Source organism: Saccharopolyspora sp. NPDC047091, assembly GCF_040643635.1.
In the GTDB taxonomy this organism is placed as follows: Bacteria; Actinomycetota; Actinomycetes; order Mycobacteriales; family Pseudonocardiaceae; genus Saccharopolyspora_C.
This window is the reverse complement of sequence record NZ_JBEYUS010000021.1, coordinates 15,292-41,561: the sequence shown is the minus strand read 5'-3', so window position 1 is coordinate 41,561 and position 26,270 is coordinate 15,292. Positions and strand designations below refer to the sequence as shown.

The window sequence follows — 26,270 nt, the reverse complement described above, 5'->3', positions numbered from 1 at the left end:
AGGACGCGGTCGATCGAGCAGGCCCGCTCGCAACCCGACGGAGGCACCATGGCGTGGAGCAGGACCCCGCAGGACATCTCGTTCAGCACCTTCGACCTGAACTGGGGTTTCCTCGCCATCCGGCCCATCGACGTGCGCAGCGACGTGACGCTGCTGCACCGGTGGCTGATCGATCCGCGCACCACGCCGCGCTCGCCGAGCCGGGTGTCCCGGGTGCGGCGGCTGCTCGAAGCGATGCTGGTGGATCCGGAACGGCGCCTGTACCTCGGGTTCCGCGACGACATCCCGGCGTTCCTGTTCGAGACGTTCCGCCCCGAGCACGATCCGCAGGCGCCGCGGCCGGGCGCGGTCGGCGTCCGCTTGCTGTCCACCCCCGGCGAGGACGAGGCGCACGGGTTCGCCACCGCGGTGCTGCGCACCATCGCCAAGCTCGTCCTCGACGACCCGGCCCACGACCGGGTCGTGCTCGAGTCCGATGTGGCCGAAGCGCGGCTGACCCGGCTCGCCGCCGGTTTCCACGCCGAGCAGCGGATCACCGCGCACGGCAGGGAGATCTTCGTGAGCACCTGCTCCCGCGCCGACCTGCGCGCCGAGTACGACCTGGAGGCCGCGGGCTGATCAGCCCGGTTCCCGGTCCAGGCCGAGCCGGGCGAGCCTGCGGGCGCGCACGTGCGGGTCCGCGCGCGGCACCGGCTCCAGGAAGATCTCGTCGAGGTCGGGGAACCGCTCGCGCAGCTCGTCGTCCAGCTGCACGCACAGCCGCTCCACATCGCCCGCGGTGAGGCTGTCCCGGAAGTCGAGCCGGGCGCACAGCAGCACCCGGTCGGTGCCGGTCATCATCGTCATCAGCTCCACGACGGCGCTGATGCCCTCGTGCCCGTCGAGGTGATCGCGCACGCCGCGCACCAGCTTCGGACCGGCGGCGCGGCCGATCAGCAGCCCCATGTTGGCGTGGCCGAGCGCGTAGGCGACCCCGGCCAGCAGCACGCCGATCAGCAGCGACGCCACGCCGTCCCACACCCCGGAGCCGGTCAGCTGGTGCAGGCCGACGCCGGCGAACGCCAGCAGCAGCCCGATCAGCGCGGCCCCGTCCTCGAAGAACACGGTGACCACCGTCGGGTCGTCGCTGCCGCGCAGCCAGCGCAGGAACGTGGTGCCCTCCGCCTTCGCCTCGGCGCGGACCTGGAGCACGGCCCGCAGCCACGAGGTGCCTTCGAGCAGGAACGCGCCGCCGAGCACCGCGTAGGCGACCCACGGCAGGGTCTGCTCGGACTCGCCGCTCGCGACGGTGCGCACGCCCTCGATGATGGCGAACACCCCGCCGGAGACGAAGATCGACACGGCGGCGATCAGCGCCCAGAAGTAGCGGGCCTTGCCGTAGCCGAACGGGTGGCGCCGGTCGGCGGGGCGGGACGAGCGCCGCAACCCGGTCAGCAGCAGGCCCTGCGTGGTGGTGTCGGCCGCCGAGTGCGCCGCCTCCGCCAGCATCGCCCCGGAGCCGGTGATCAGGCCCGCCACCAGCTTGAGCAGCCCGATCGCCAGGTTCGCGCCCAGCGCGAGCAGCACCGTCGCCGTGCTCTCCCCGTTCTGCTCCTCGGCCATCGGGCGATCGTAGAACAGCCGACCGGCCGGGGACGCGCATCGCACCGCGGGCAGATCGGGTGCGCTGCTAGCGTCGGCGGATGGACATCCTGCAGTCGGTCGACGTCGAGCGGATGCGGCAGCTGCGCGCCCGGGGCGAGTTCTTCTGGCTGGACCTGACGGACCCGACCGGCGACGAGCTGACCACCGTCAGCTCCCTGTTCGACATGCACGCGCTGGCCATCGAGGACAGCCACGAGTTCGGCCAGCGCGCCAAGATCGACGAGTACGAGCACGGTTCGCTGCTGGTGTTCTTCGGCGCCGAACCCCGCGAGCACGGACGGCCCGCACTGGTCGAGGTCCACCTGCACCTGTCCGAGCAGGCGCTGATCACCGTCAAGCGGGCGAAGCTGACCGCGGTGGACGACGCGGTGCGCCACCTGTCCGAGAACCCGCCGGAGCGGCTGGCCGAGGCGGTGCACGCGGTCCTCGACGCGCTCACCGACAGCCTGCTGACCGCGCTCGAAGGCTTCGACGACGACATCGACGAGCTGCACGACGCGGTGGCGCTGCAACCCACGCCCGCCACCCGCAGGCGGATCTTCGCGCTGCGCCGCCAGCTGTCCCGGATGCGGCAGGTCGTGGTGCCGCAGCGGGACCTCCTCGCGCCCGGCGGCACCGTCCTGGACGTGGTGCCCGCGCTGCGCGGTTCGGCGGCGTCCATCCGGGACGTGCACGACCACCTGGACCAGGCGACGCGGCTGCTCGGGTCCTACCGGGAGCAGCTGGCGAGCCTGCTCGACCTGTACCTGGCGGAAGTCTCCACCCGGCTCAACGAGTTCATGCGGCGGCTGTCGGTGATCGCCACCGTGTTCCTGCCGCTGTCGTTCTTCGTCGGCTTCTTCGGCATGAACTTCGGCTGGATGCAGGACCAGATCGCGCCCGCGTGGACGTTCTTCGTGTTCGGCATCGGACTGCTGGTCGCCTCCGGCGCGGTCGTCGCCTGGTACCTCCGCCGCACCGGGACCCGCTGATCTGCGGGCCTCCACCGGGACGACGGGCTCGGCGGAATCCGGGAGTCCGCCGTTCCGGGCGGTTCCGGGCGGTAGTGTCGAACGATGTCCTTCGACGGACCCCGGTCCGCCTCGCTGATCGACGAGACGCGGGCCTTCTACGCCCGGCGCACCCCCGGCCGCGGCCCGAGCGACGCGGTCGAGCTCCGGTCGATGCGTGCGGCCGCGCCCGCTCCCACACCTTCGGACCCGCCTGCGCGGACCGAACTCGCGGACAGCGGTGGGCATGCGGTCCCGGTCCGGGTGCAGCTGCCGCGCGCGGGTTCGCCGGCGGGGGTGCTGCTCGACATCCACGGCGGCGGCTTCTACCTGGGGTCGGCCGCCGACCACGACCTCCGGAACCAGGACCTGGCGGACGCGCTCGGCATCGCGGTGGTCGGCGTCGACTACCGGCTCGCACCGGAGGATCCGTGGCCCGCCGCACCCGAGGACTGCGCGACGGCGGCCCGGTGGCTCGTTGACCACGCCGCCCGGCGGTTCGGCACGACCCGCCTCGCGATCGGCGGGTTCTCCGCGGGCGCGACGCTGGCGATGACCACCCTCGTGCGGCTGCGCGACCGGGGAGTCGACGCGTTCGGCTCCGCCGTCCTCCAGTTCGGGACCTACGACCTGAGCGGGCGGACGCCGAGCGGGCGGTTGATCGCCGACGAGTACTTCATCGAGGCGTACGCGGGCCGCGCACCGGACCGCACCCACCCGGACGTGTCGCCGATCTACGCCGACCTGTCCCGCCTGCCCCCGGTGCAGCTGATCGTCGGCGCCGAGGACGTGCTGCTCGGCGACAACCGCGCCATGGCCGCGCGCCTGGCCGCTGCCGGTGTCGACGTCGACCTGCGCGTCTACCCCGCCGCACCGCACGGCTTCACCGCCCACCCGACCCCGATGGCCGACGCCGCACGCGCCGACCTGCGGCAGTGGCTCGCCGAGCGCCTAGCCCGGTGACGAGCGGGACCGGCGGCGCGGCGCCTCTTCGCCGGAGACCGAATCCGCTGCTCGGCGCAGGCGGAAGAATGCCGGGCCGCCGGTGCCCGTCGCCGACGTGCCGCGGGGCGGCTCGATGCGCGGGCTACCGGCGGGTGGCGGCGGCTCGGGCGTCGTGGGCGTGGATCCAGTTCAGGGTGGTGCCGATGCCGGTCAGCTGGTCGTCGCGGCGGGCCGCTTCCGCACCGTCGGGCAGGTGCAGCAGGTCGGAGGCGACCCAGGAGCTGCGCTGCACCGCGCGGGTGCGGGCGCGCCGCAGCCGGGCGTAGCGGCGCAGGGCGGTGCCGCGGTCATCGGCGCGGAGGCATTCGGCGAGGGTCACGGCGTCCTCGATGGTCTGGTTCGCGCCCTGCCCGTGGTGCGGCAGCATCGCGTGCGCCGCGTCGCCGAGCAGCACCGCGCCGCCCCGGTACCAGCGGTTCAGCGCCCGCTGCCCGAACAGCGCCCAGCGCTGCGGCAGCGAGGTTCGCTCGACCAGTTCCCGCACGCCCGGGTGCCAGTCCGCGAACCGGTCCCGGATCTTCGCCACCGGCACGTCCTCGGTCCAGCCCGGCGCGGACCACTGCTCGGGTTCGTGCACGACGGCCAGGAAGTTCACCGTGGAGCCGTCGCCGATCGGGTAGTGCAGCAGGTGCGCTCCCGGGCCCATCCAGAACTGGATGGCCTGCGGATCGGGCAGCGACGGCAGCTGCTCGACCGGCACCAGTCCGCGGAATCCGCTGGTGCCCGAGTAGGTGGCGGGGTCCTCGCCGGTCACCCAGCGCCGGACGGCGGAGTGCACGCCATCGGCGCCGACGACCACCTCGGCTTCGGTGGCTGATCCGTCGGCGAATTCGAGGCGGTGGCCGGAACCGGACGCGGAGATCCCGACCAGCCTGCGGCCGAGCCGGACCCGGCCCCCGCATTCCGCGGCGAGCAGTCGTTGCAGGTCGGCGCGGTGCACGCCGTAGTACGGGGCGCCGAAGCGGCGTTCGTAGTCGGCGGCGACCGGGTGGTCGTGCACCCGGGCACCGCTGTCCCAGCGCCGGTAGATCAGCTCGGTGGGCACCGCGCCGCAGCGGGCCAGCCCCTCGCCCAGGCCGAGCTCGCGCAGCACCCGGGTGCCGTTCGCGGACAGCGCCACGGCCGCGCCGACTTCGCGCAGCTCGGAGGCCTGCTCGTGCACTTCCGCGTCCACTCCGCGCCGCCGCAGCGCCAGCGCGAGCGTGAGCCCGCCGATCCCGCCGCCGATGATCGCGACCGGTGCCGCCATCAACCTGCCACCCCGATTCCCACAAGATCGTTCGTGTACGTACGGACACTGCGGAGCATCTGCCCGATCGCCCACCCGGTCAAGACCCCTTGGACGCCCGTCACAACGCCGGCCTCCCGAACCCGTCGCCCGGCCCCGCCGACGGAGGAACCCGCGAGCCCGCCCGGAACCACCGGCGGGTTCAGGGCGATTCCCCTGCGAGGAAGCCGGTTCCACCGCATCCGGGCGCGGCAGGGAAGAGCGCAGCCGCACCCGAAGGGCCGGACGACGAAGAACCACCGAACGCCGGCCCTCGAACCCCGCTGCACGCTTCCCGTCAGGCGAACCCGTCGACCGCCCGCTCGGCCCGGCCGCCCGCGGGTCCTCCGCGGCCTCCTCCGAAGGACGGCGTTCTCCCTGCGGCAGAGCGACGATCCCGCAGCCGGAAGAACGCCGCCGATCCGCCTCCCGGCGCCCCCAGCGGCGAACGGGCGAGCCGTCAGACCACCCAGCGGTACGGCGTGGTGGTGGAGACGGCGCGCAGACCGGAACGTTCGAGGATCGGACGCGAGTGCGCCGTGGAATCGCTGTGCACCAGCGACTTGCCGAGCTCCAGCGCGGCCCGCGCCCGCGCGGCGGTGAGCGCCCGGTAGATCCCGCGGCCGCGCCACTCCGCACGGGCGGCGCCACCCCAGATCCCGGCGAAGTCGGTACCGGGCACGGGTTCCAGCCGTCCCGCGCACACGATCCGCCCGGCGGCCTCGGCGACCCACAGCTGCATGCCGTCGTCGAGCGCGAGCCTGTGCAGCACCGCGTCGGCGGAGGCGGCGGAGACAGGTTCCCCGAACACCACGTCCTGCATCGCGCACATCGCCCGCACGTCCGGCTCGGCCGTCACCCGGCGCAGCGCGACGCCCGCGGGCAGCGGCACATCGGCGATGAGCGACCGGACCGCGCCGAGCATGATGGATTCCGGCGGATCCGGGATGAATCCGGCCGCGAGCAGGGCGTCGTGCAGGCCGGGCGCGCGGTCGTGGCCGCGGGTCTTCCACTCGACGCGCTCGATCGCCGGGTCGGCCCGGTAGTGCGCGAGGACCTGGTCGACCAGCCGCCGCACCTGTTCGGCGTCGGCGCCGCCGAGGTCGCGGCAGGTGACGAACCCGCGCCCGCCCGCGTAGGTGGCCAGCCGCAGCGGGCCGAGCCGGGTCACCGCCGATGCGCCGGGGATCTCCGCGTCGGTGCGCAGCTGGTCGTCGTAGGCCGCGAGCAGGGTCGCCGAATCGTCCACGCCGATCATCTTCGGCGGCGCGACCGGGGCGGACAAACGGTTTTTGCGCGCGGCGGCGCGGTTCCCGGGACGGGCTGGACGGTTCCCCGGACCCGGCCGGACGGTTCCCCCGGGCCCAGCTAGACGGCCCCCGGGACCGACCGACCGGACGGCCGCCCAAGGACCGGCCGAACGATTCCCGGGGACCGGCGGCGCGACCGCCCGCTCCCGGACACCACGGCCCCGGAGGCCGGGAGACGCCCGCTGAACGGCCGACACGGTCACTGTTCGCACCCAAGTGGACCGTTCGTTCACTTACCGAACACCCCATTCGGAGTAGCTCGCATCCATCCCGGGGCCGTGTCAAGGATCGGGTTCCCGATACATCCTCGGAAAAACCCCTCGACGCGAGTCTTGACGCGGCGAAATCCCCGGGTCCACAATACGCTCGTTCCGTTCATATATTGAACGTTCTGTTCCTAGAACGAACACCTGAATCCCCTCCCGCGGTGAGCGCCTCCGGGCCACCACCGCGACCCCGCCCTGCCCACCGGCACGAACGCGCCCGGTCCGCCGAGCGCCGCACCGACGACGAATGGAGTGCAGAACCGTGACCGAAGAAACCGACGTCATCGTGGTCGGTGGCGGTGTCTCCGGCCTCATCGCGGCTCGCGAGCTCAGCGGGCGCGGGCTGCGGGTCACCGTGCTGGAGGCCAGGGACCGGCTCGGCGGCCGGGTGTGGACCGACCACCGGCTCGGCCGCGACCTGGAGATCGGCGGCACCTGGCTGCACTGGGTGCAGCCGCACGCGTGGGCCGAGGTCAGCCGCTACGGCCTGGAGGTCACCCGCGGGCCGCGCCCGGAGGAGGCCTACTGGCTGGCGGGCGACGAGGTGCGCACCGGCGACCTCGACGAGTTCATGCGGCTCATCGACCCGGGGATGCGGCGGCTGCTGGACGAGACCATGCGGCGCATCCCCCGCCCCGACCGGCCCGCGGCGGGCGCCGAGATCGCCGAGGTCGACGGGTTCAGCGTCCAGGACAAGCTCGACGAGCTCGACCTGCCCGTCGAGGAGTACCGGGCGAACGAAGCCGCCTGGGTCGGGCACTTCAACGCCCCGCTGCAGGACGGCGCGTTCACCGCCGCGCTGCGCTGGACCGCCGCCACCGCCGGATCCTGGCACCTGATGCACGAGGCCTCCGCCGTGTTCCGGCTCGCCGCCGGGACCAAGGCGCTGGTCTCGGCGATCGCCGCCGACGCCGACGCGGACATCCGCACCGGCACCGAGGTCCGGCGGATCGAGCACGACGCCGACGGCGCCACCGTCACCACCGCCGCGGGCGACCGGCTCCGGGCGCGCCGGGTGGTGCTGACGCTGCCGCAGAACGTGCTCGGCGACCTCGACGTCTCCCCCGCGCTGTGCGCCGAGAAGCGCGCGGCGACCGCGGAGCGGACCGCCTCGCGCGGGGTGAAGGCGTGGATCCGGGTCCGCGGCCCGATCCGCCCGTTCTTCGCCTACTCCTCCGCCGAGCACCCGCTGTCGGTGGTGCGCACCGAGTTCAACGGCGAGGAGGACGCGGTGCTGGTCGCCTTCGGCGCCGACTCGGAGCGGATCTCCCCGAACGACATCGACGCCGTGCGCGCCGCACTGCGCGTGTGGCGCGACGACCTCGACGTGCTCGAGGTCTCCGGGCACGACTGGATGGCCGACCCGCACTCGCGGGAGACCTGGCTGATGCAGCGGCCGAACCAGCTCACCCGGTACTTCGAAGCCCAGCGGCGCCCCGAAGGCGCCCTCCACTTCGCGGGCGGCGACGTCGCCTCGCTGTGGGCGGGCTTCATCGACGGGGCCGTCGAGAGCGGCCTGCGCGTGGCGCGCGAAATCGGCAGCGACCTGCGCTGAAACACCCATGACCCGCACCGGAAGAGGAGGCACCACCATGGCACCGTCGACTTCGATCATCGAGCCGCGCCAGTTCCGCGACGTGATGGGACATCTGCCCACCGGCGTCGTCGTCGTGGCCGGTCGCGACCACGAGCGCGGGATGCCCGCCGGGCTCGTCGTCGGCACCTTCCAATCGCTGTCGCTGGACCCGCCGCTGGTGTGCTTCAGCGTCGCCACCAGCTCCCGCAGCTGGCCGAAGATCCGCCCGAGCGGCTTCTTCAGCGCCAGCGTGCTCACCGACGGGCAGGACGCGGTGTGCCGCGCGATGTCCGGCAAGCAGGAGGACAAGTTCGCCGAGGTGGACTGGCAGGAATCCGCCGACGGCAGCCCGCAGATCATGGGCGCGCACGCCTGGATCGACTGCCGCACCGTGCAGGAGCTCGAAGGCGGCGACCACCTCATCGTGATCGGCGAGGTCCGCGGCATGGCCACCGGGAGCGGTGACCCGCTGGTGTTCCACCGCGGCAGGTTCGGCGGCTACCGCGAACCCGTGCACGCCTGATCGTTCCCCGGCACCGCCGGGTCCTCTCCCGCTTGATCGTTCCCCCCGGCACCGCCGGGCCCTCTCCCCGCCCCGGACGGGCCGTCGCGCGACGGCCCGCTCCCCGGCACGCCTCCTCCCCCGCGATCGCATTGGAGCCGATGATGTCTCGCCGCATTCGACTGTTCGCCTTCGACTTCCAGGGCCCGGCGCACCTGTCCGCGGGGCTCTGGCGGCACCCCGCCGACCAGAGCTCCCGTTACAAGGACGTCCGCTACTGGACCGAGTACGCGAAGATGCTGGAGGAAGCCCGCTTCGACGGCGTGTTCTTCGCCGACAACGCCGGGTACCACGACATCTACGAGGGCAGCGCCGCCGGCGCGCTCGCCGACGCGGCGCAGCTGCCCGCGAACGACCCGGCGCTGGTGATCTCGGCGATGGCCGCCGCCACCGAGCACCTCGGGTTCGGGCTCACCGGGTCCACCACCTACGAGCACCCGTACGCGCTGGCCCGGAAGTTCGCGACCCTCGACCACCTCACCGACGGGCGCATCGGCTGGAACCTGGTGACCTCGTACGCGGGCAGCGCGGCGCGCAACCTCGGCAACGGGCTGCTCACCCCGCACGACGAGCGCTACGACGTGGCGGCCGAGCACCTGGAGGTCTGCTACAAGCTGTGGGAGAACTCCTGGGAGGACGGCGCCGTGGTCCGCGACGCCGCGAGCGGGACGTGGGCCGACCCGGCGCGGGTGCACGACATCGAGCACCGCGGGAAGTACTTCACCGTGCCCGGTTTCGCGCTGTGCGAGCCGTCCCCGCAGCGCACACCGGTGCTGTTCCAGGCGGGCGGGTCCTCGAAGGGCCGCGCGCTGGCGGCCGGGCACGCCGAGGGCGTGTTCGTGAACTCGCTGTCCAAGACCTCGCTGCGGCGCCAGGTCGACGCGCTGCGCGCCGAGGCCGCCGCGTTCGGCCGGGACCCGCGGTCGCTGCGGGTGCTGCAGATGCTCAACGTCGTCGTCGCCCCGACCGACGAGCAGGCGCACGCCAAGCACGAGGAGTACCGCAGGCTCGTCAGCTACCGCGGCGCGATGGCCCGCTACAGCGGCTGGACCGCGCTGGACATGTCCCGGTTCGACCCGGACGTGCCGCTGCGCCACGTCAAGACCGACGCCGGGCAGACGATGGTCGACCTGTTCTCCAAGCTGGACCCGGACAAGGAGTGGACGCCGCGCGACATCGCCGAGTTCATCGGCATCGGCGGCAGCGGCCCCACCATCGTCGGCTCCCCGCGGACCGTCGCCGACGAGCTGCAGAGCTGGATCGACGAGGCCGACATCGACGGCTTCAACCTCGGCCACGCGGTGAAGTACCAGGACATCGCCGACTTCGCCGAACTCGTCGTGCCCGAGCTGCAGCGCCGCGAGGTGATGTGGACCGAGTACGAGGGCCGCACCCTGCGGGAGAAGCTCTACGGCCCCGGCACCGTGCGCCTGCCCGCCGACCACCCCGGCCGCCGGGCCGGCCACACCCAGCTCGCCGCCGCGATCTGACCACCGGAGGAGGAATTCCGTTGCACGACCAGGACATCCGCGACATCGCGACGGTGCTGCGCGACGCGCGCACCAACCGGATCCCGGTGCCCGCGCCGACCGGCAAGTGGCCGGAGCTGGACGCCGACGCCGCCTTCGCGGTGCAGCGGCACAACGCCGAGCTGGCCGTCGCGGGCGGCGACCGGATCGTCGGCTACAAGCTCGGCAACATCGCCAAGGCCATGCAGGCCGCGTTCGGGCTGGACCAGCCGGACTACGGGTACCTGCTGGCGAGCGGGTTCGCGCCCGAGGGCGTGCCGATCGGGCGGGACCGGTTCATCGCCCCGTTCGTCGAGCTGGAACCCGCGTTCCTGCTCGGGTCACCGCTGCGCGGGCCGAACGTGACGGTCGCCGACGTGGTCCGCGCCGTGGACTGCGCGATGCCGGCCATCGAGATCATCGATTCGCGGGTGCAGGACTGGGCGATCTCGCTGCCGGACACCGTGGCGGACAACGGTTCCACCGGGGCGGTGCTGCTCGGCGGGACGCCGCGGCGGCTCACCGAGCTGCGGCTGAGCGACACCCGGGGCGCGCTGCGGCTCGACGGCCGCGAGGTGATGGCGGGCAACACCCGCAACATCCTCGGCAACCCGCTGGCCGCGACGGCGTGGCTGTGCAACCGGCTGGCCGACTACGGCATCGGGTTCGAGGCCGGGCAGGTCGTGCTGCCGGGCAGCTGCCTGGAGGCGGTGCGGGTGGACCGGGCCGGGCACTGGGCCGGTGAGTTCACCGGCTGGGGGACGGTCGAGTTCGAGATCACCGAGTGACCTCCGCGCAGGTGACGGCGGGGTTCCGGGGCGCACCCGGAACCCCGCCGCACGCGCTAGTCCTGGTCCGCGGTGGAGATCCCGGTCAACGCGCGGCCGGTCGTCTCCGGCGCCAGCACCTGCGAGACGACGGCGCCGACCACGCAGATCCCGGCCGCGACGAGCATCGTGGTGGCGGGTCCGAGGTCCTGCATCGACCACGGGAACAGGAAGGTGCCGATCGCGGCGCCGACCCGGCTGACCGCGGTGGCGAACCCGGTGCCGAGGCCGCGCAGCTCGGTCGGCAGCACCTCGCCCGGGTAGACGCCGGTCAACCCGGTGCACATCGCGTTGGCGAAGGCGAACACCAGGAAGCACGCCAGCACCAGCACCGGCGGCGCCGAGGACCACAGCGCGATGACCACCAGCACCACCGCGCACACCCACTGCTGCGGGATGGTCAGCATCCGGCGCCCGACCCGCTCGATGAGCAGGCAGGCGACCACGACACCGGCCAGCGCCACCCCGTTGACGCCGATCGCGCCGACCAGCCCGTCCTCGCCGAGCCCGTAGCGGGCGAGCACGCTCGCGGAGAAGGTGGCGATGGCGAAGTACGGGGTGACGGTGCAGAACCAGAACACCGAGATGAACGTGGTGGAGCGCCAGTGCTCGCGGGAGAACAGCATGCCGAACCGGCCGGGCCGCTGCTGCTCCTCGAAGATGTCCGCGCGGTCGGCGCGGTCGGCGATCCAGGTGTCGGCGATCCGCTCGGCCTCCTCGGTGCGCCCCTTGCTCATCAGCCACCGCGGCGATTCGGGCACGCCGAGCCTGCCGAAGAACAGGATCACGGCGGGCACGGTGCTGGTGCCGAGCACGAGCCGCCAGTCCGCGTCGACCGCGGTGAGCGCGAAGCCGACGATGAAGGCGCCGACGAATCCGATGTACCAGGCCACTTCGGCGAACGACAGGCACCGGCCGCGCAGCCGCGCCGGGGCGAACTCCGTCATCAGCGGCCAGCTGATCGAGTACTCGGCGCCGATCGCGACGCCCATCAGCAGCCGAACGAGGAACAGCTGCCAGCTGGAATCGACGAAGAACTGGAGCACCGAGCCGACCACGAACAGCGCCAGGTCGAGGGTGAACATGGGTTTGCGGCCGAACCGGTCGGCGAGCCAGCCGCCGAGCGGCCCGCCCGCGAAGATGCCGATCAGCGCGGCGGCTCCGATCAGGCCTTCGCCGTACACCGACATGTGCAGGTCGGTGGTGATGGCGCCGATGACGGTCCCGACGATGCCGAGCACGTACCCGTCGATGAACATGCCGCCCGCGACGACGAGGGTCAGCCGGATCAGGAACCGCTTCCGCTCCTCCGGCGTGCGGGTGGCGGCGACTGCGGTGGTGGTCACCAGTGCGCTTCCTTCCTGGTGGAGCACCCGCGAGCGCGGTCGGTGCGCGGCGGCGGGTGCGCAGCGGTGCGGCGGCGGGCCGCACGGTCGGGGGTGAGCGCGCGGCACCGACCAGCCACAAGCGCGTTCACCATGTGAACATAACGGCCGAGGATCCTTCGCGAAATCGACGACGGAGTCAAGGATCCGCAGCGATCCTCCCGATTCCGCCCAGGTCGGCGAACCGAACAGGCCGACCCCAGAACCGGACACGACGTCCACCATGTGATCACGGAGGGTGCCGAACCGAACACCGACAGCCGCGGCACCTCGTCGTGCCCGCTCCATATCCGGAACGCCATGCCCGGAACGCCGCGCCGGACCGTACCGGTCGCCGCGCACCCGGCCGCGCCCTCCCCCCGACCCGACCAGGGGGGACGCGCCCACCACGCCACCGCGTCCACGAAGTGAACGCGGCTGTTAGGGTGGCCGCACGGCGCGGGCCGCGCGGCCCGCGAACGGGCCGAGGCGGGGAGGCGGAAGCGGTATGGGCGACGAGGACACGCCCGAACAGACCGGCATGGTCAACAAATCGGTGACCAAGGCCGTGCGCCTGCTCCGCGAGATCGCCGCCCAGCCGCGCAACGGCGCCACCGTCACCACCCTCGCGAAGGCCGCCGGGCTCAGCAGGCCCACCGCGTTCCGGCTGCTCTACAGCCTCGAACAGGGCGGGCTCGTCGACCGCATCGACACCCACTACGTCCTCGGCTGGGAACTCGCCCGGCTCGGCCGCTCCGCCGACCCGTACGCGGGCCTCGTCGCGCACGCCCAGCCGCTGCTGGACGAACTCGCCGACTCGTTCAACGAGACCGTCACCCTGTCCATCCCGAACGCGCAGGACGGGCTCGACCTGGTCGCCGAAGCCGCCGGGTCGCACGTGGTGGGCGTGCTCACCAGCAACCTCGTCGGGCAGCACTACCCGGTGCACGCCAGCTCCACCGGCAAGGTGCTGCTGGCCGACCAGCACGTGGAGAAGCTCCGCGCGACGCTGCCCGAGACGCTCGAGGCCTTCACCCCGGACACCATCACCGACCGCACCGCGCTGCTCAAGGAGCTGGAGCAGGTGCGGGAGCAGGGCTTCGCGATCATCGACAACGAGCTCGAGCACGAACTGCTCTCGCTGTCACGCCCCATCCGGGACAGTGCCGGAACGCTGGTCGCCATCCTCACCCTCAACGGGCCGCGCAGCCGGTTCGGCCGCGCCCGCATCCCCGAGGCGCTGCAGCACATGCAGCGGATCGCCGACCGGCTCACCGAGCTGTTCTGGCGCGACTCCCTCGCCGGCTGACGCCCGGTCCCCCCTTGTGGAGGTAGGGCGGGCCCTGCCACCGCGCATAGAATTGCCCGCGCTCGAGTTGTGATCGTTTCTGCACTTTCACCGAACTCAGGGGGCGCGCGTGCGGTACGGCGTGGGGATCGATCTCGGCACGTCCTTCACCTCGGCCGCGATCAGCGGCCCCGGCGGCACCCGCATGGTCCCGATGTCCCCGGCGGTGATCGTGCCCTCGGTGGCCCGCCGCGGCGACGGCGGCATCCTGCTCACCGGGGACGCGGCGGCGGATTCCGGCGGCGATCCCGCCGCCACCAGCCGGAACTTCAAGCGCCGCCTGGGTGATCCGACCCCGCTGGTGCTCGGCGGCGCCACCTACTCCCCGGCCGCGCTGATGGCCGCGCAGCTGCGGGACGTGCTCGCCACCGTCACCCGGATCTCCGGGGAACCACCGGGCTCGGTGGTGCTGACCTACCCCGCCATCTGGGGGCCGTACCGGCGCGAGCACTTCACCGAGGTGCCCCGGCTGGCCCGGGTCGCGGACTTCCGGTTGATCACCGAACCGGAGGCCGCGGCGACGCACTACGCGGGCGAACGGCGGCTCGGCGACGGGGAGACCATCGCCGTCTACGACCTCGGCGGCGGCACCTTCGACTCCACCGTGCTGCGGATGCGCGGCCGGCAGGTCGAGATCCTCGGCACCCCGGAAGGCGTCGAGCACCTCGGCGGCATCGACTTCGACGAAGCCCTGTTCGCGCACGTGGACCAGCGGCTCGACGGCGCGATCAGCGCGCTCGACCCGGCCGATCCGGCGGCCGCGGCGGCGATCGCGGCGACCAGGGCGGCATGCGTGCGCGCCAAGGAGGAGCTGTCCACCGAACCCGACGTGCAGGTCGCCGTGCCGCTGCCGTCCGGGACCCGGGAGCTCACCGTCACCCGCCGGGAGTTCGACGAGATGATCATGCCGTCGGTGCGGCTGACCATCGACGCGCTGCGCCGCACCACCGCCTCCGCCGGGCTGCGCGTCGAAGACCTCTCGGCGGTGCTGCTGGCGGGCGGCTCGTCCCGGGTCCCGCTGATCGCGCAGGTGGTGGAGCAGGAGTTCGGGAAACCGCTGCGGGCGACGCTGCACCCCAAGTACACCGTCGCGCTCGGTGCCGCGCTCATCTCCGGCAGGCCCGCACCGCGAACCGAGCCCGCACCGGCGCCCGCCGCGACACCGGGCCTGGCGGATGCGCCGACGACGCGCACGCCGATCCCGCCTCCCGCGCCCAGCACGGCGCCCGAGCAACCGACGGTGCGGGTCGCGGCACCCGCCGGGCCGCCGCCCCGCCGGAAGTGGCTGTGGCCCGCGATCGCGGCCGTCGCGGTGGTCGTCGTCGGCCTCGTCGCCGTCCTGGCCGTCGCCACCCGATCCACCGCTCCCGGCGGCCCGCTGCCGCTGTACGAAGGCGGCGCGGTCGCCGAATCCTTCGGCGGCTACCTGGGATCCGACAGCAACTGGAGCGGCACCGCCATCCCGCCGGAGGGCATCGCGCACCCCGGCGAGATCGCGGCCACGCCCGACGGGGACGGGATGCGGGTGGTGTGGAGCGGGGATTCCACCGCGCAGGTCTACCTGCAGACCACGAATCCGGAGGGCTCGCTGGACCTGCGGCCCTACGTCGACGGCGGTGGCGCGCTGGTCTTCGAAGCACGGCTCAACGCGGAACCGGGCGACGGCGCGGCGGAGATCGCCGAGCACTGCCACTACCCGTGCGCCGGCGCGCTGCCCGCCGCGAAGCTGTTCGGGGACCTGCCGGTGGGGCGGACGACGACGGTGAAGATCCCGCTGACCTGCTTCACCGCAGCGGGCCTGGATCCGGAGCGGGTGAACACGCCGTTCCTGGTCTCCGCCCAGCGGCGCCTGGACGTCACCTTCTCCGAGGTGCGCCTGGAACCCGACACGGCGGAGGACCCGGACACCAGACCCTGCACGTCCATCCGCTGACGCCCCGGATGAGCCCCGTCGAACGACCAGCGGACCCGGTGATCTCCCTCGACCGCGCGGCCGATCTCTCGGCTCCGGAACTGGCGGAGCTGACGGCGCTCCGCCACGCGGTGTACCCACCGGCGGACGAGGCGGACTGGGCGGGCGCGGATCTGGAATGGGCGGGGGCGCACTGGCGGGTGCGGGTCCGGGCGCCGGACGGCTCGCTGGTCTGCAACGTCAGCCTGCTGGTGCGCACCGGTGCTGAGGCCGGCCGGGAGGTGACGATCGCCGGGGTCGGGGGTGTGCAGACGCATCCCGGGTACCGGCGCCGCGGCTACGCGCACGCCGCGCTGCGGGCGTCCGAGGCGCACTTCCGCTCCCGCGGTGACGTCGATTTCGGGCTGCTGGTCTGCGATCCGCCGCTGCTGCGCTACTACGCCGAGCTCGGCTGGCGGGAATTCACCGGGACGCTGCTGGTGACGCGGTTCGGCGAGCCGACCGAGTTCGTCCTGTCGCCGGTGATGACCCTGCCGGTGGGCGGGGCGGCTCCGGTCGACGGCGTCATCGACCTGGGCGGGCCGCCGTGGTGAGGCCGAGCACCGCGCCACCGCTGTTCGCATCGACGCCCCGAGGTGAGCGGCTCGTGCGACCGGAGTGCACGGACCGGTGAGGCGGGCACCGTCAGGCGGCGGTGCGGAGACCGGCGATGAGGACGTCGACGAGGCGGCGGGCGTCGTAGCGCGGGTCGCCTTCCGCGCCGATGCACAGGTTCCCGACGCCGCGCATCAGCTCGATGGCCTCCAGGTCGGCGCGGATCTCCCCGGAACGCGCCGCCGCGGCGAGCAGTTCCGCGCACACCGGCAGCAACCGGTCCAGGAAGTAGGCGTGCAGCGCCTCGAACCCGTCCTCGTCGGAGCGCAGCACCCCGGCCAGCCCGTGCTTGGTGACCAGGAAGTCGACGAACAGGTTGATCCACCGCCGCAGCGCGGCGTACGGGGTCGCGCAGCTCTCCAGCAGCACCGGCCCCGCCTCGGCGCACGCTTCGATCTGGTGCCGGTAGACGGCGATGATGAGGTCGGACCGGGTCGGGAAGTGCCGGTAGATCGTGCCGGTGCCCACCCCGGCCTGCGCGGCGATGTCCCGCACCGGGGCTTCGACGCCGGAGCGGACGAACACCGCGGCGGCCGCGTCCAGCAGCGTCTTCTCGTTGCGCTGGGCGTCCGCCCGCTTGGGCCGCGCCGCGCCGTCCTCTGCGCCCACCGTGCTCCCTCCCGATGCACCCTTGCCATGCGGAACGCTGTTCCGTATAGTTTCCGGAGTGCGGTTCCGCTTGTTCCATGATGCCAGAGCCGGGTGACGACCGGAACGACTCGGCCGCACTCGACCCGACCGGAGCACGAGGCCCACGCGGGAGCGGGGTCGCGAGCCGCTCACCCGCACGACACTCCTCCGGCGCGACTCGGCACGCCTCCTCCGCAAACCCAGCACCAGCGGCACTTCCGCTCAGCGAAGCCGCCGAGCCGACCACGGCCGGGAACCGCCCGGCCGACCGGCGGCGACCCGGCCGCGCCGCCGGACCGAACAGGACCTCGCACGCCCCTGCCCGAACAATCCCAGCAGCCGACCCACGACAGAAAAACGGAACTCTGTTCCTCTTGATCGCCAACTTCGGAGCCCCGACATGACGAACACCCCCAGCTTCGGGATCATGACCGCACCCCAGAACGTGCACCACCGCGACCTCCTCGCGGTCTGGCGCGAGGCCGACGAGATCCCCGAGATCGAGCACGCCTGGCTGTTCGACCACCTGATGCCCATCGGCGGCGACCTGGACGGCCCCGCCTACGAGGGCTGGACGGTGCTCGCCGCGCTCGCCGCCGCCACCCGGCGGCTGCGCGTCGGCGTGCTGGTGACCAGCAACCGGTTCCGCCCGCCCGCGATGCTCGCGAAGATCGCCACCACGGTGGACGTGATCTCGGACGGCCGGCTCGACTTCGGCATCGGCGTCGGCTCCCGGCCGGACCACCCGCTGGCCCGCCGCGAGTACGCCGCGCACGGCATGCCGTTCCACGACACCGCCCGCGCGGTCGGCGCGCTCGACGAAGCCTGCACCGTGATCCGGCGGCTGTGGACCGAGGACGCGCCGTTCGACTTCGACGGCGAGCACGTGCAGCTGACCGGCGCGTTCGGCAACCCGAAGCCGGTGCAGCGCCCGCACCCGCCGATCGTCATCGGCGGCCGGTCCCTCGCGACGCTGCGGATCGTCGCCGCGCACGCGGACGTGTGGAACATCCCCGGCGGCGACATCGAGGACGTGACGGCCCGCAGCGCCATGCTGGACCGCCGGTGCGCCGAGATCGGCCGCGACCCGGCGGAGATCACCCGGTCGATCCACCTGGCGGTGGACTACGAGCGGCCCGCCGCCACTCGCGACTCGATCGGCGCGGCGGTCGACGCCGGGTTCGGCCACGTCGTGCTGGGCCTGCCCGCGCCGTTCCCGCCCGGCGTCGCCCGCTGGGTCGCCGACGAGCTCATCCGCTGACCGGCCGCTCCGGCAGGAACCGGACGTGCGGATGTCCGTCCACTTCGGACACTTCGCAGCGGACGCCGTAGACCTCGGCGATGGTCCGCTCGGTGAGCACCTCCCGCGGAGTGCCCGCCGCCACCACCCGGCCGCCGGAGAGCACCGCCAGCTCGTCGCAGAACATCGCCGCCAGGTTCAGGTCGTGCAGCGCGATCACGCTGGTCACCGGCAGCCGCCGCACCAGCGCCAGCAGGTCCAGCTGGTGGGCGATGTCCAGGTGGTTCGTCGGCTCGTCCAGCACCAGCTCCCGCGGTTCCTGCGCCAGCGCCCGCGCGATCTGCGCGCGCTGGCGCTCCCCGCCGGAGAGCCCGTGCCAGCGGCGGTGCGCCAGCCCGGCCAGCCCGGTCTGCTCCAGGGCGCGGCGGACGATCTCCTCGTCCGCCGCGTCGTGCCCGCCCCAGCCGCTGCGGTGCGGGGTGCGGCCGAGCGCGACGACCTCGGCGACGGTGAGGTCCACATCGGTGCCGACCTGCTGCTCGACCACGGCGACCCGCCGGGCCAGTTCACGGCGCGGCCAGCGGTCGGTGGTGCGGTCCCCGACCACCACCGTCCCGCTCGCCGGGCGGCGCAGTCCGGCGAGCAACCGCAGCAGTGAGGACTTCCCGGACCCGTTCGGCCCGAGCAACCCCACCGTCCGGCCGGGTTCGACGCGCAACCGCACCTCGTCGAGGATCAGGGCTCCCCCGGCGGACCAGGACACGTCGTGCGCGGTCAGGCTCACGAGACCCTCCCCCGCTTCGCCAGCAGCACCGCGAACGCGGGCACCCCGACGAGGGCCGTGACCACGCCGACCGGCACCTCCTGCGGAGCGGCGATCGTGGTGGCCAGCACGTCCACCCACACCAGCAGCACCGCGCCGAGCACCGCCGTCACCGGCAGCAGCGCGCGGTGCCGCGGCCCCACCAGCAGCCGCGCCGCCTGCGGCAGCACCAGGCCGACGAACCCGATCGCGCCCGCGGCGGCCACCAGCGTCGCCGCCAGCAGCGCCGTCGCCACCAGCAGCACGATCCGCAGCCGCTGCACGTGCACTCCGAGGGAGGCCGCCGCGTCCTGGCCGAACGCGAACGCGTCCAGCGCCCCCGCGCGGGCCAGGCACAGCACCAGGCACGCCGCGCACACGATCCCGGCCAGCACCACGTCGTTCCACCGCGCCCCGGACAGCGAACCCAGCAGCCAGAACAGCACCCCGCGGGTCTGCTCCGCGTCCGCCGACGTGATGACGATGTAGGAAGTGAGCGCGGAGAACAGCTGGGTGCCCGCGACCCCCGCCAGCACCGTGTGCCCGGCCGCGCCGCCCGCGATCGTCGCCAGCAGCAGCACCAGCGCGAACGCCACCAACGCCCCCGCGAACGCGCCCGCCGTCAAACCGATGGCCCCGGCACCCAGGCCCAGCACCACCACCGACACCGCACCGGTGGAGGCCCCCGCGGACACGCCGAGCAGGAACGGGTCCGCGAGCGGATTCCGCAGCAGCGACTGGAGAACCGCCCCGCACACCCCCAGCCCGGCCCCGCAGATCGCCGCCAGCAGCGCCCGCGGCAACCGCAGCTGCAGCACGATGCCCTGCCCGATCCGGGACACGCCGGTGTCCACCAGCCCGAGCCGGTGCCCCACCACGCTGCCGACGTCCGCGACCGACAGGTCCGCGGGTCCCAGGGTGACCGCGGCGGCGATCGACAGCAGCAGCGCCGGAATCCCGGCCAGCACGATGGCGGAGGCGGGCAGCCGCCCCGCCGTCACCGCTGCCGGTCCAGCTCGACGAGGCGATCCGCGAGCCGCTCGATGCCCTGCACGGTGCGGAGGCTGATGTTCAGCTCGGTGCCGGTCATGCTCAGCAGGTGGTCGTCGCGGACCGCGGCGAGCCGGGACACCGCCGGATCCTCGTGCAGGAAGCGCTCCTTGGCCGCGAGCCCGTCGCCCTCGCCGTCGCGGGTGAGGTCGCCGAGCACCAGCACGTCGGGGTCGCGGGCCAGCACGTCCTCCCAGGACACCTGCGGCCACATCGAGGTGACGTCGCCGTAGGCGTTGCGCACCCCCAGCTCCCTGGCCATGATCGCCGGAGAACCCGTGGAGCCCGCCACGTACGGGGATTCGGTGCGGGCGAACCAGAACAGCACCGAGGTGTCGCCGCGCGAATCCAGCCCGGCGACCTGCTGCCGCGCCGCCTCCACCCGGCCGCGCAGCTGCTCGGTGAGCGCCCGCCCCCGTTCGGAGACGCCGAACAGGTCGGCGATGTCCTGCACCTCCTGGTAGATGTCGGCCAGCTGCACCGGTTCCGGCAGCGGCGCCTCCTCCGGCAGGCAGTTGCTCGGCGACAGGTAGGTCGGCACGCCGAGCTCGGTGAACCGCTCGCGGTCGGCGACGCGCTCATCGGTGAACATGGCCTGGTACCCGGCGAGCACGATGTCCGGTTCGGTGCCCAGCACGGACTCGAACGACGGGGTGTTCTCGGCCAGCTTCGGCACCTGCGCGTTCGCGGCGGCCAGCGGCGGGTCGATCGGCTCGGTCCAGGTCGCGGTTCCCACCATCCGGTCGGCCAGGCCGAGGGAGAGCATGATCTCGGTGGTCGACTGGTTCAGCGACACCGCGCGCCGCGGCGGCTCCTCGACGGTCACGTCGGCACCGCAGTTGCGCAGCGTCGTCGAACCGGCGCCGGAAGAGGGGCCGGCGGCGGGGGCGGCGCAGGAGGCCAGCACGGTCGCGGTCAGCGCCACCAGTCCGGTCCGGAACGCGCGGGTACGCGAGAACGGCATGTCACGTGGTTCCTCACCCCGGGCCCATGCGCGGGGCCCGGCAGGCTGCGACCCGGCACCGAGCTCGGTGTCCGGGGAGCCAGCCAGGTCTTCGGGCTCGGGTTCCCCGGGCGAGGTCACCTTCCCGGACCGGTGGTCCAGTGGTCGCGGCCGTGCAGCCGTTCCTCGCCCATCGCCCCTACCGCTGCGCGTCAGCTCCGGCTTCCGACCGGATTCCCTGCCCTCGCGGGCGCGACTGGCTCCCGAGCACCCTAACCGGACATACCAACCCATCATCAAGGTGATTGAGGGCGCCGCCACTCGTTCTGCTTTCGGGGTGGGTGGCGGAACCTCAGCTGGCCCCTCGCTGCGGGATCGTTTTCGCAGGTGGCTCCGCCACATGTGAAAACGCCGTCCTCGCGAGGAAAGCGCTGAGAACCCGTGGCGGTGCCGGGTGCTCTGGTGGTCGCTGATCAGCTGCTTCGCCACTGATAGGACACGAGCGAGACCCTTCCGCGCTCGCATCGGCGTCAGGTCGGTCGCAGCATTTCTCGGATGTGGGCTGGTGCGGGGGTTCGGTCTTCGAAGAGGCATTGCATCTGGTAGCCGTCGGCGGTGGCGGCGAGCCGGTCCGCCGCCGGGGCGGGCAGCACTTCGGCCAGCTTGTCCCGCAGGTGGACCAGCGAGGCGCGGCTCACCGCGCGGAACTCCGGGTCGCGCATCCCGAGGACGTACAGCTCGTAGGTGACGACGCTGGTGCCGCGCTCCGCGGTGAGGTGGTGGTGGATCAGCTCGGCGAGCCGGGCCACGACGGTCTCGGCGGTGACCTCGCGCAGCCACTCGTCCAACGAGTCGGCACGGAACCGCAGCACCCGCCTGCTCGCCTCGATCAGCAGCGCCCGCACCGAATCGAAGTGGTAGGCGACGGAACCGACGGGCACCCCGGCCCGCTGCGCGACGGCGCGCGCGGTGACGCGGGCGGTGCCGCCGTCGCGGATCAGCTCGATCGCGGCGTCCACGATCCGCTCCCGGCGTTCGGGATCATTCGGGGTGTTCTTCGGTCGCACGGCGTTCCTCCCGCGAATCCCGCTTCGCCAGGTTGATCATCGCGACGCCGCCGATCACGCAGCCGACGCCGAGCCATGCCGCCGGGGACAGGTGGTCGGCGAACAGCACCGAGCCCAGCAGCGCGACCCCGGCCGTTCCCGCGCCGGTCCAGATCACGTAGGCCATGCCCAGCGGGATCACCCGCAACGCCCGCGCGAGCAGCACGACCGCCGCACCGTAGCCGATCACCGCGACCGCCGACGGCACCGGCGCGGTGAACCCTGCGGAGGCCCGCAGCGCCAGGGTGGCGACGATCTCCAGCGCGATGGTGCCCGCGAGGTGCGCCCACGCCCGCCGCGCCGCGCTCATCCGCCCATCCCGGTGCCGAGCAGCGCGATGCCGAGCAGCGTCACCGCCATGCCGCCGAGCTGCACCCGGTTGGTGCGCACCGCGAAGAAGACCCGGTCCACCGCCACCAGCACCACCGCGGCGGCGCCGGTCCACACCGCGTACACCAGCCCGACCGGCAGCCGCTGCACCAACCAGGACAGCAGCAGGGTCGCCACGGCGTACCCGGCGATCGCCCCGATCCCCCAGCCCCAGCGGGTGAACCCGCGCGAGGCTCGGGTGCACAGCGACCCGCACAGCCCCGCGACGATGGCCAGGCACAGCACCAGGAACGTCATGCCGACCAGAGTATGTACGCCTGTTCATACTTGGCAAGGGGCCGTCCGCCCGGCCCCTGCGGCGTCGGCGTGCGGTGATCGGTCAAGCTGGTCACCGGGGCCGCACCACCCGCTCGGCGGCTGCCCGCGCGCCGGTGGTGCGGTACTGACGAGCAGGGGATTCCTGGGGAGGAAGCATGGGGCTCGACGACGGGCCGGGTGCGGTGCGGGCGGGTCGCGCGGCGCGCGCCGTGCTGGCGGGCGCGCGGTCGTTCCGCGCCGCCGCGCGCGGGCTGCTCGCCGAACCGGACCGGCTGCGCGAGCGGGCCCGGCGGCAGTACGACGCGTTCCGGCAGCGGGAGGCGTGGGAACGGCTGCGCGCGATGCCGGTCGGCAGGCTCCGCGACGCCGCGCGGACCAGGCTGCGGCTCGGCGAGCTGGAGCGCGCCGGATACCGCACCGTCGCCGACGTCGCCGCCGCGACCCCGGAACGGTTGCAGGCCGTGCCCGGTGTCGGACCGGCCACCGCGCAGGAGGCCGCGGCCGCCGCCGCGCGCCTCGCGCGGGCGAGCGCGCAGGACGTGGTGCTGCGCATCGACCCGGACCGGCGCGACCCGGAGCACGCCGCGCTGCTGGCGACCGTGCGGGCCTGGGAGCTCGCCGGGGAGCGGATCTCCGCGCAGCAGGAGGAGATCCGGCGCGGGCTCGCCGCGCTCGACGAGCTGGAACCGGTGGCGCAGCGGACCGGCAGCAGGCTGCGGATGTGGTTCACCGGCGCCGCCCGCCGCGGCAGCGCGCTGGACGCGCTGGCCCGGCTGGACGGGCTGCTCGCCGAACCCGGCATCCGGCGCGTCGCCGCGGCGGCGGAGAACTCGGGCGCCGAACCTCCCGCGCAGTTGTGGCGGGACTACGAGCGCCGCGCCGCCACCTACAACACGCTGCTCGCCGAGCTCACCGACCACGCCGGGACCGGCGCCGCGGCCACCGGACAGCTGCCGCCGGAGCAGGAACGGCAGGTCACCGCGACCGGGCTGGACACCGGCCTGCTGCGCGTCGCGCTGCGCGGCTACCAGGCGTTCGGCGCGAAGTTCGCGCTGGCGCGGCGGAAGTCGATCCTCGGCGACGAGATGGGGCTCGGCAAGACCGTGGAGGCGCTGGCCGCGATGGCGCACCTCACCGCCCGCGGCGGCACCCACTTCCTGGTGGTGTGCCCGGCCGGGGTGTTGATCAACTGGGTGCACGAGACGTCCCGGCGCAGCGCCCTCGTCCCGCACCCGCTGCACGGCCCGCACCGGGACGCCGCCACCCGCGAGTGGCTGCGCGATGGCGGGGTCGCCGTCACCTCCTTCGACACCCTGCAGCGGCTGCACGGGGTGGCGGCCGCGCCGTTGGCGATGGTCGTGGTCGACGAGGCGCACTACGTGAAGAACCCGCACGCGCAGCGCTCGCAGGCGGTCGTGTCGCTCGTCGCGCGGGCGGACCGCGCGCTGCTGCTCACCGGAACCCCGATGGAGAACCGCGTCGAGGAGTTCCGCACCCTCGTCGGCTACCTGCAACCGGAGCTCGCCGCCCGGCTCGACGCGCGGGACGCGCTGGCCCCCGGCCGGTTCCGGCGCGCGGTCGCACCGGTGTACCTGCGGCGCAACCAGGACGACGTGCTCACCGAGCTGCCCGAGCTCATCGAGCTGGAGGACTGGGTCGAGCTCACCGGCGCCGACGACACCGCCTACCGGAACGCGGTGGGCGCGGGCAACCTGATGGCGATGCGGCGCGCCGCCTACGAGCAGCCGGGTTCGGCGAAGCTCGCCCGGCTCCGGGAGATCGTCGAGGACGCCGCGCAGCAGGAGTGGAAGGTCGTGGTGTTCACCTTCTTCCGCCCGGTGCTCGCCGCCGTCCGCGACGCCGTCGGGCCCGCCGCGATGCCGAAGAACCTCGACGGGGACCTCACCGACAAGCAAGGCCTCGTCGACGAGTTCTCCGAACGCGACGGGCACGCCGTGCTGCTCGCCCAGATCGGCGCGGGCGGCACCGGGCTCAACATCCAGGCCGCGAACGTGGTGGTGCTCGCCGAACCGCAGCTGAAGCCGAGCGCCGAGGAGCAGGCCATCGCTCGCTGCCACCGGATGGGCCAGACCCGCAAGGTCCACGTGCACCGCATCCTCGCCAAGGACACCGTGGACCAGCGGCTCCGCGAACTCCTCGACGGCAAGTCACGCCTGTTCGACGCCTACGCCCGGGAGAGCGCCGCGAAGCTCGCCGACCCCGAGGCGCTCAACACCCGCCCCCTCGACGAACGCCTCCTGCACGACACCTCCGTCCCCGTCGAACGCCGCATCGTCGACGTCGAACGCCACCGCCTCGGGCTCACCACGTGACCGGGAGGGCGTGGAGGCCGAAGATGGCCGCGTCGTTCTTGAGGGGGATCTCGTCGAGCGCGGTCGTGGGGCGCAGGCCGGGGACCTTGCGGAACAGCGTGTTGTAGACGATCTCCAGTTCCATCCGGGCCAGGTTCTGGCCGAGGCACTGGTGCGGGCCGTAGCCGAACGCGACGTGCTGGCGGGCGCCGCGCTCCACGTCGATCTCCTCGGGGCGCTCGAAGGCCGACGGGTCGCGGTTGGCGGAGCCGCCGAGCGCGAACACGCCCTCCCCCGCCTTGATCCGCTGCCCGCCGATCTCCAGGTCGTCCTTGGCGATCCGCACCGTGATCAGGTCGGTGATGCTGAAGTAGCGCAGCAGCTCGTCCACGACCTCAAGGGTGCGGCCCGGTTCGGCGATGACGCGGTCCCGCAGCTGCGAGTTCTGCATCAGCGCCAACGAACCCAGCGAGATCATGTTGCCGGTGGTGTCGTGCCCCGCGGTCAGCAGCAGGAACGCGAGGTCGACGAGTTCGGCGTGGTCGTAGGAGCGTTCCTCGGCGGGTTTCGCCGCCTGGCGGCTGAGCAGGTCGTCGCCCGGCTCCTTCTCCTTCGCCGTCACCAGGTCGTCCAAGTAGGACTGCAGGTCGAAGAAGGCGCGCTGCCGGGCCAGCGGCGGCTCGGTGGTGTTGAGCATCGTCGAGGTGCGGTCCTCGAAGAACTCGTGGTCGGCGTAGGACACGCCGAGCAGTTCGCAGATCACCAGCGACGGCACCGGGAACGACAGCGCCCGCACCAGGTCGGCCGGTCGCGGCCCGGCCAGCATCGCGTCCACCGCGTCGTCGACGATCTGCTGGACGCGGGGGCGCAGCGCCTCGGTCTTGCGCACGGTGAACTCGCCGACGACGGCGCGGCGGGCGCGGGTGTGCACCGGCGGGTCCATCCCGGCCAGCGACAGGGTGGAGTCGTTGTCGCTCTTGGCGAGCTCCACCATGTGCGGGAAGTCCGGGTCACCGCGGTCGGAGCTCAGCCGCGGGTCGATGAGCGCCTTGCGCACGTCCTCGTAGCGGGTGACGATCCACGCGTGCTTGCCGGTGGGCAGCAGCACGCGCTGCACCGGCGAGTTCTCCCGCAGCTCCGGGTACTCGTCCGGCAACCGGTACGGGCACCTCCGCGGCGGCGGGAACGCCAACGCGGTGTCGTCGTGTTCGACCATCTCGGCCACAGCAGACCATCCCTCATCACGATCGGCGGGGAGGTGAACGGCCCACCGGCCCGCGTTCCCGGGGCGGGTGGGCCGTTCACCT

At 73.3% G+C, this 26,270-nt stretch carries 24 protein-coding genes and 1 riboswitch; of the genes, 12 read left to right on the top strand and 12 right to left on the bottom strand.

Annotation, left to right across the window (positions count from 1 at the left end):
• The first annotated feature begins 48 nt into the window (after positions 1 to 48).
• Positions 49 to 618: a GNAT family N-acetyltransferase gene (locus tag ABZ805_RS12130; protein ID WP_358438194.1), complete on the top strand. Its 570-nt coding sequence runs from the start codon at positions 49 to 51 to the stop codon at positions 616 to 618.
• Here the strand turns inward: ABZ805_RS12130 and ABZ805_RS12125 are convergent, their stop codons facing one another.
• Positions 619 to 1,602 (bottom strand): cation diffusion facilitator family transporter, encoded by a 984-nt coding sequence (locus tag ABZ805_RS12125; RefSeq protein WP_358438191.1) that lies wholly within the window; start codon positions 1,600 to 1,602, stop codon positions 619 to 621.
• A gap of 80 nt (positions 1,603 to 1,682) precedes the next feature.
• Between ABZ805_RS12125 and ABZ805_RS12120 the strand changes: the two genes are divergently transcribed.
• Both ABZ805_RS12120 and ABZ805_RS12115 read left to right on the top strand, forming a co-directional pair.
• Entirely contained in the window at positions 1,683 to 2,615 is a 933-nt protein-coding gene (locus tag ABZ805_RS12120) for a magnesium transporter CorA family protein (RefSeq protein ID WP_358438188.1), read from the top strand.
• Between the two features lie 84 nt (positions 2,616 to 2,699).
• A complete protein-coding gene (locus tag ABZ805_RS12115) occupies positions 2,700 to 3,596 on the top strand; it encodes an alpha/beta hydrolase (protein ID WP_358438185.1) in 897 nt (298 codons plus the stop codon).
• Between the two features lie 124 nt (positions 3,597 to 3,720).
• On the opposite strand, the gene ABZ805_RS12110 is transcribed toward ABZ805_RS12115, so the two are convergent.
• Both ABZ805_RS12110 and ABZ805_RS12105 read right to left on the bottom strand, forming a co-directional pair.
• Positions 3,721 to 4,887, bottom strand: a complete 1,167-nt coding sequence (locus tag ABZ805_RS12110; protein ID WP_358438182.1) for an FAD-dependent monooxygenase — start codon at positions 4,885 to 4,887, stop codon at positions 3,721 to 3,723.
• Positions 4,888 to 5,365: 478 nt separating this feature from the next.
• Positions 5,366 to 6,154 (bottom strand): GNAT family N-acetyltransferase, encoded by a 789-nt coding sequence (locus ABZ805_RS12105; RefSeq protein ID WP_358438179.1) that lies wholly within the window; start codon positions 6,152 to 6,154, stop codon positions 5,366 to 5,368.
• Positions 6,155 to 6,728: 574 nt separating this feature from the next.
• On the opposite strand from ABZ805_RS12105, the gene ABZ805_RS12100 reads away from it, so the two are divergent.
• The 4 genes from ABZ805_RS12100 to ABZ805_RS12085 all read left to right on the top strand — a co-directional run bounded on the left by ABZ805_RS12100 (position 6,729) and on the right by ABZ805_RS12085 (position 10,915).
• Positions 6,729 to 8,036 carry an NAD(P)/FAD-dependent oxidoreductase gene (locus ABZ805_RS12100; protein WP_358438176.1) on the top strand — a complete coding sequence of 436 codons (1,308 nt, stop codon included), beginning with the start codon at positions 6,729 to 6,731 and terminating at the stop codon, positions 8,034 to 8,036.
• 37 nt (positions 8,037 to 8,073) lie between these two features.
• Positions 8,074 to 8,580 carry a flavin reductase family protein gene (locus tag ABZ805_RS12095; protein ID WP_358438173.1) on the top strand — a complete coding sequence of 169 codons (507 nt, stop codon included), beginning with the start codon at positions 8,074 to 8,076 and terminating at the stop codon, positions 8,578 to 8,580.
• Between the two features lie 143 nt (positions 8,581 to 8,723).
• Positions 8,724 to 10,109: an LLM class flavin-dependent oxidoreductase gene (locus tag ABZ805_RS12090; RefSeq protein WP_358438170.1), complete on the top strand. Its 1,386-nt coding sequence runs from the start codon at positions 8,724 to 8,726 to the stop codon at positions 10,107 to 10,109.
• A 20-nt stretch (positions 10,110 to 10,129) separates the two neighbouring features.
• Positions 10,130 to 10,915, top strand: a complete 786-nt coding sequence (locus tag ABZ805_RS12085; RefSeq protein WP_358438167.1) for a 2-keto-4-pentenoate hydratase — start codon at positions 10,130 to 10,132, stop codon at positions 10,913 to 10,915.
• Between the two features lie 56 nt (positions 10,916 to 10,971).
• Here ABZ805_RS12085 and ABZ805_RS12080 read toward each other — a convergent pair whose 3' ends face one another.
• Positions 10,972 to 12,300 carry an MFS transporter gene (locus tag ABZ805_RS12080; RefSeq protein ID WP_358438164.1) on the bottom strand — a complete coding sequence of 443 codons (1,329 nt, stop codon included), beginning with the start codon at positions 12,298 to 12,300 and terminating at the stop codon, positions 10,972 to 10,974.
• Between the two features lie 526 nt (positions 12,301 to 12,826).
• On the opposite strand from ABZ805_RS12080, the gene ABZ805_RS12075 reads away from it, so the two are divergent.
• From ABZ805_RS12075 to ABZ805_RS12065, 3 genes are all read left to right on the top strand, one after another.
• The gene (locus ABZ805_RS12075; RefSeq protein ID WP_358438161.1) at positions 12,827 to 13,627 is read left to right on the top strand and encodes an IclR family transcriptional regulator; all 801 of its coding nucleotides are present in this window, start codon (positions 12,827 to 12,829) and stop codon (positions 13,625 to 13,627) included.
• 109 nt (positions 13,628 to 13,736) lie between these two features.
• The gene (locus ABZ805_RS12070) at positions 13,737 to 15,599 is read left to right on the top strand and encodes an Hsp70 family protein (protein WP_358438158.1); all 1,863 of its coding nucleotides are present in this window, start codon (positions 13,737 to 13,739) and stop codon (positions 15,597 to 15,599) included.
• An 8-nt stretch (positions 15,600 to 15,607) separates the two neighbouring features.
• Complete coding sequence (locus ABZ805_RS12065) at positions 15,608 to 16,171, top strand: GNAT family N-acetyltransferase (protein ID WP_358438156.1); 564 nt, start codon at positions 15,608 to 15,610, stop codon at positions 16,169 to 16,171.
• Between the two features lie 91 nt (positions 16,172 to 16,262).
• On the opposite strand, the gene ABZ805_RS12060 is transcribed toward ABZ805_RS12065, so the two are convergent.
• Positions 16,263 to 16,841 (bottom strand): helix-turn-helix domain-containing protein, encoded by a 579-nt coding sequence (locus ABZ805_RS12060; RefSeq protein ID WP_358438153.1) that lies wholly within the window; start codon positions 16,839 to 16,841, stop codon positions 16,263 to 16,265.
• 421 nt (positions 16,842 to 17,262) lie between these two features.
• Between ABZ805_RS12060 and ABZ805_RS12055 the strand changes: the two genes are divergently transcribed.
• Entirely contained in the window at positions 17,263 to 18,123 is an 861-nt protein-coding gene (locus ABZ805_RS12055; RefSeq protein WP_358438150.1) for an LLM class flavin-dependent oxidoreductase, read from the top strand.
• Here ABZ805_RS12055 and ABZ805_RS12050 read toward each other — a convergent pair.
• The 6 genes from ABZ805_RS12050 to ABZ805_RS12025 all read right to left on the bottom strand — a co-directional run bounded on the left by ABZ805_RS12050 (position 18,113) and on the right by ABZ805_RS12025 (position 22,630).
• A complete protein-coding gene (locus ABZ805_RS12050; protein ID WP_358438148.1) occupies positions 18,113 to 18,886 on the bottom strand; it encodes an ABC transporter ATP-binding protein in 774 nt (257 codons plus the stop codon). The genes ABZ805_RS12055 and ABZ805_RS12050 overlap by 11 nt on opposite strands.
• Complete coding sequence (locus ABZ805_RS12045; protein ID WP_358438145.1) at positions 18,883 to 19,905, bottom strand: iron chelate uptake ABC transporter family permease subunit; 1,023 nt, start codon at positions 19,903 to 19,905, stop codon at positions 18,883 to 18,885. The genes ABZ805_RS12050 and ABZ805_RS12045 overlap by 4 nt, the downstream gene beginning before the upstream one ends.
• A complete protein-coding gene (locus ABZ805_RS12040) occupies positions 19,902 to 20,918 on the bottom strand; it encodes an ABC transporter substrate-binding protein (RefSeq protein ID WP_358438142.1) in 1,017 nt (338 codons plus the stop codon). The genes ABZ805_RS12045 and ABZ805_RS12040 overlap by 4 nt, the downstream gene beginning before the upstream one ends.
• Positions 20,919 to 21,003: 85 nt before the next feature.
• Positions 21,004 to 21,137, bottom strand: a riboswitch (cobalamin riboswitch).
• A 290-nt stretch (positions 21,138 to 21,427) separates the two neighbouring features.
• Positions 21,428 to 21,964 carry a TetR family transcriptional regulator gene (locus tag ABZ805_RS12035; RefSeq protein ID WP_358438139.1) on the bottom strand — a complete coding sequence of 179 codons (537 nt, stop codon included), beginning with the start codon at positions 21,962 to 21,964 and terminating at the stop codon, positions 21,428 to 21,430.
• Positions 21,939 to 22,313 carry a multidrug efflux SMR transporter gene (locus ABZ805_RS12030; protein ID WP_358438137.1) on the bottom strand — a complete coding sequence of 125 codons (375 nt, stop codon included), beginning with the start codon at positions 22,311 to 22,313 and terminating at the stop codon, positions 21,939 to 21,941. The genes ABZ805_RS12035 and ABZ805_RS12030 overlap by 26 nt, the downstream gene beginning before the upstream one ends.
• A complete protein-coding gene (locus tag ABZ805_RS12025; RefSeq protein WP_358438134.1) occupies positions 22,310 to 22,630 on the bottom strand; it encodes an SMR family transporter in 321 nt (106 codons plus the stop codon). The genes ABZ805_RS12030 and ABZ805_RS12025 overlap by 4 nt, the downstream gene beginning before the upstream one ends.
• Before the next feature lie 176 nt (positions 22,631 to 22,806).
• Between ABZ805_RS12025 and ABZ805_RS12020 the strand changes: the two genes are divergently transcribed.
• Positions 22,807 to 24,984 carry an SNF2-related protein gene (locus tag ABZ805_RS12020; protein WP_358438131.1) on the top strand — a complete coding sequence of 726 codons (2,178 nt, stop codon included), beginning with the start codon at positions 22,807 to 22,809 and terminating at the stop codon, positions 24,982 to 24,984.
• Here ABZ805_RS12020 and ABZ805_RS12015 read toward each other — a convergent pair.
• Positions 24,974 to 26,179 carry a cytochrome P450 gene (locus ABZ805_RS12015; RefSeq protein ID WP_358438292.1) on the bottom strand — a complete coding sequence of 402 codons (1,206 nt, stop codon included), beginning with the start codon at positions 26,177 to 26,179 and terminating at the stop codon, positions 24,974 to 24,976. The two genes, ABZ805_RS12020 and ABZ805_RS12015, sit on opposite strands and share 11 nt — an antisense overlap.
• Positions 26,180 to 26,270: the final 91 nt, after the last annotated feature.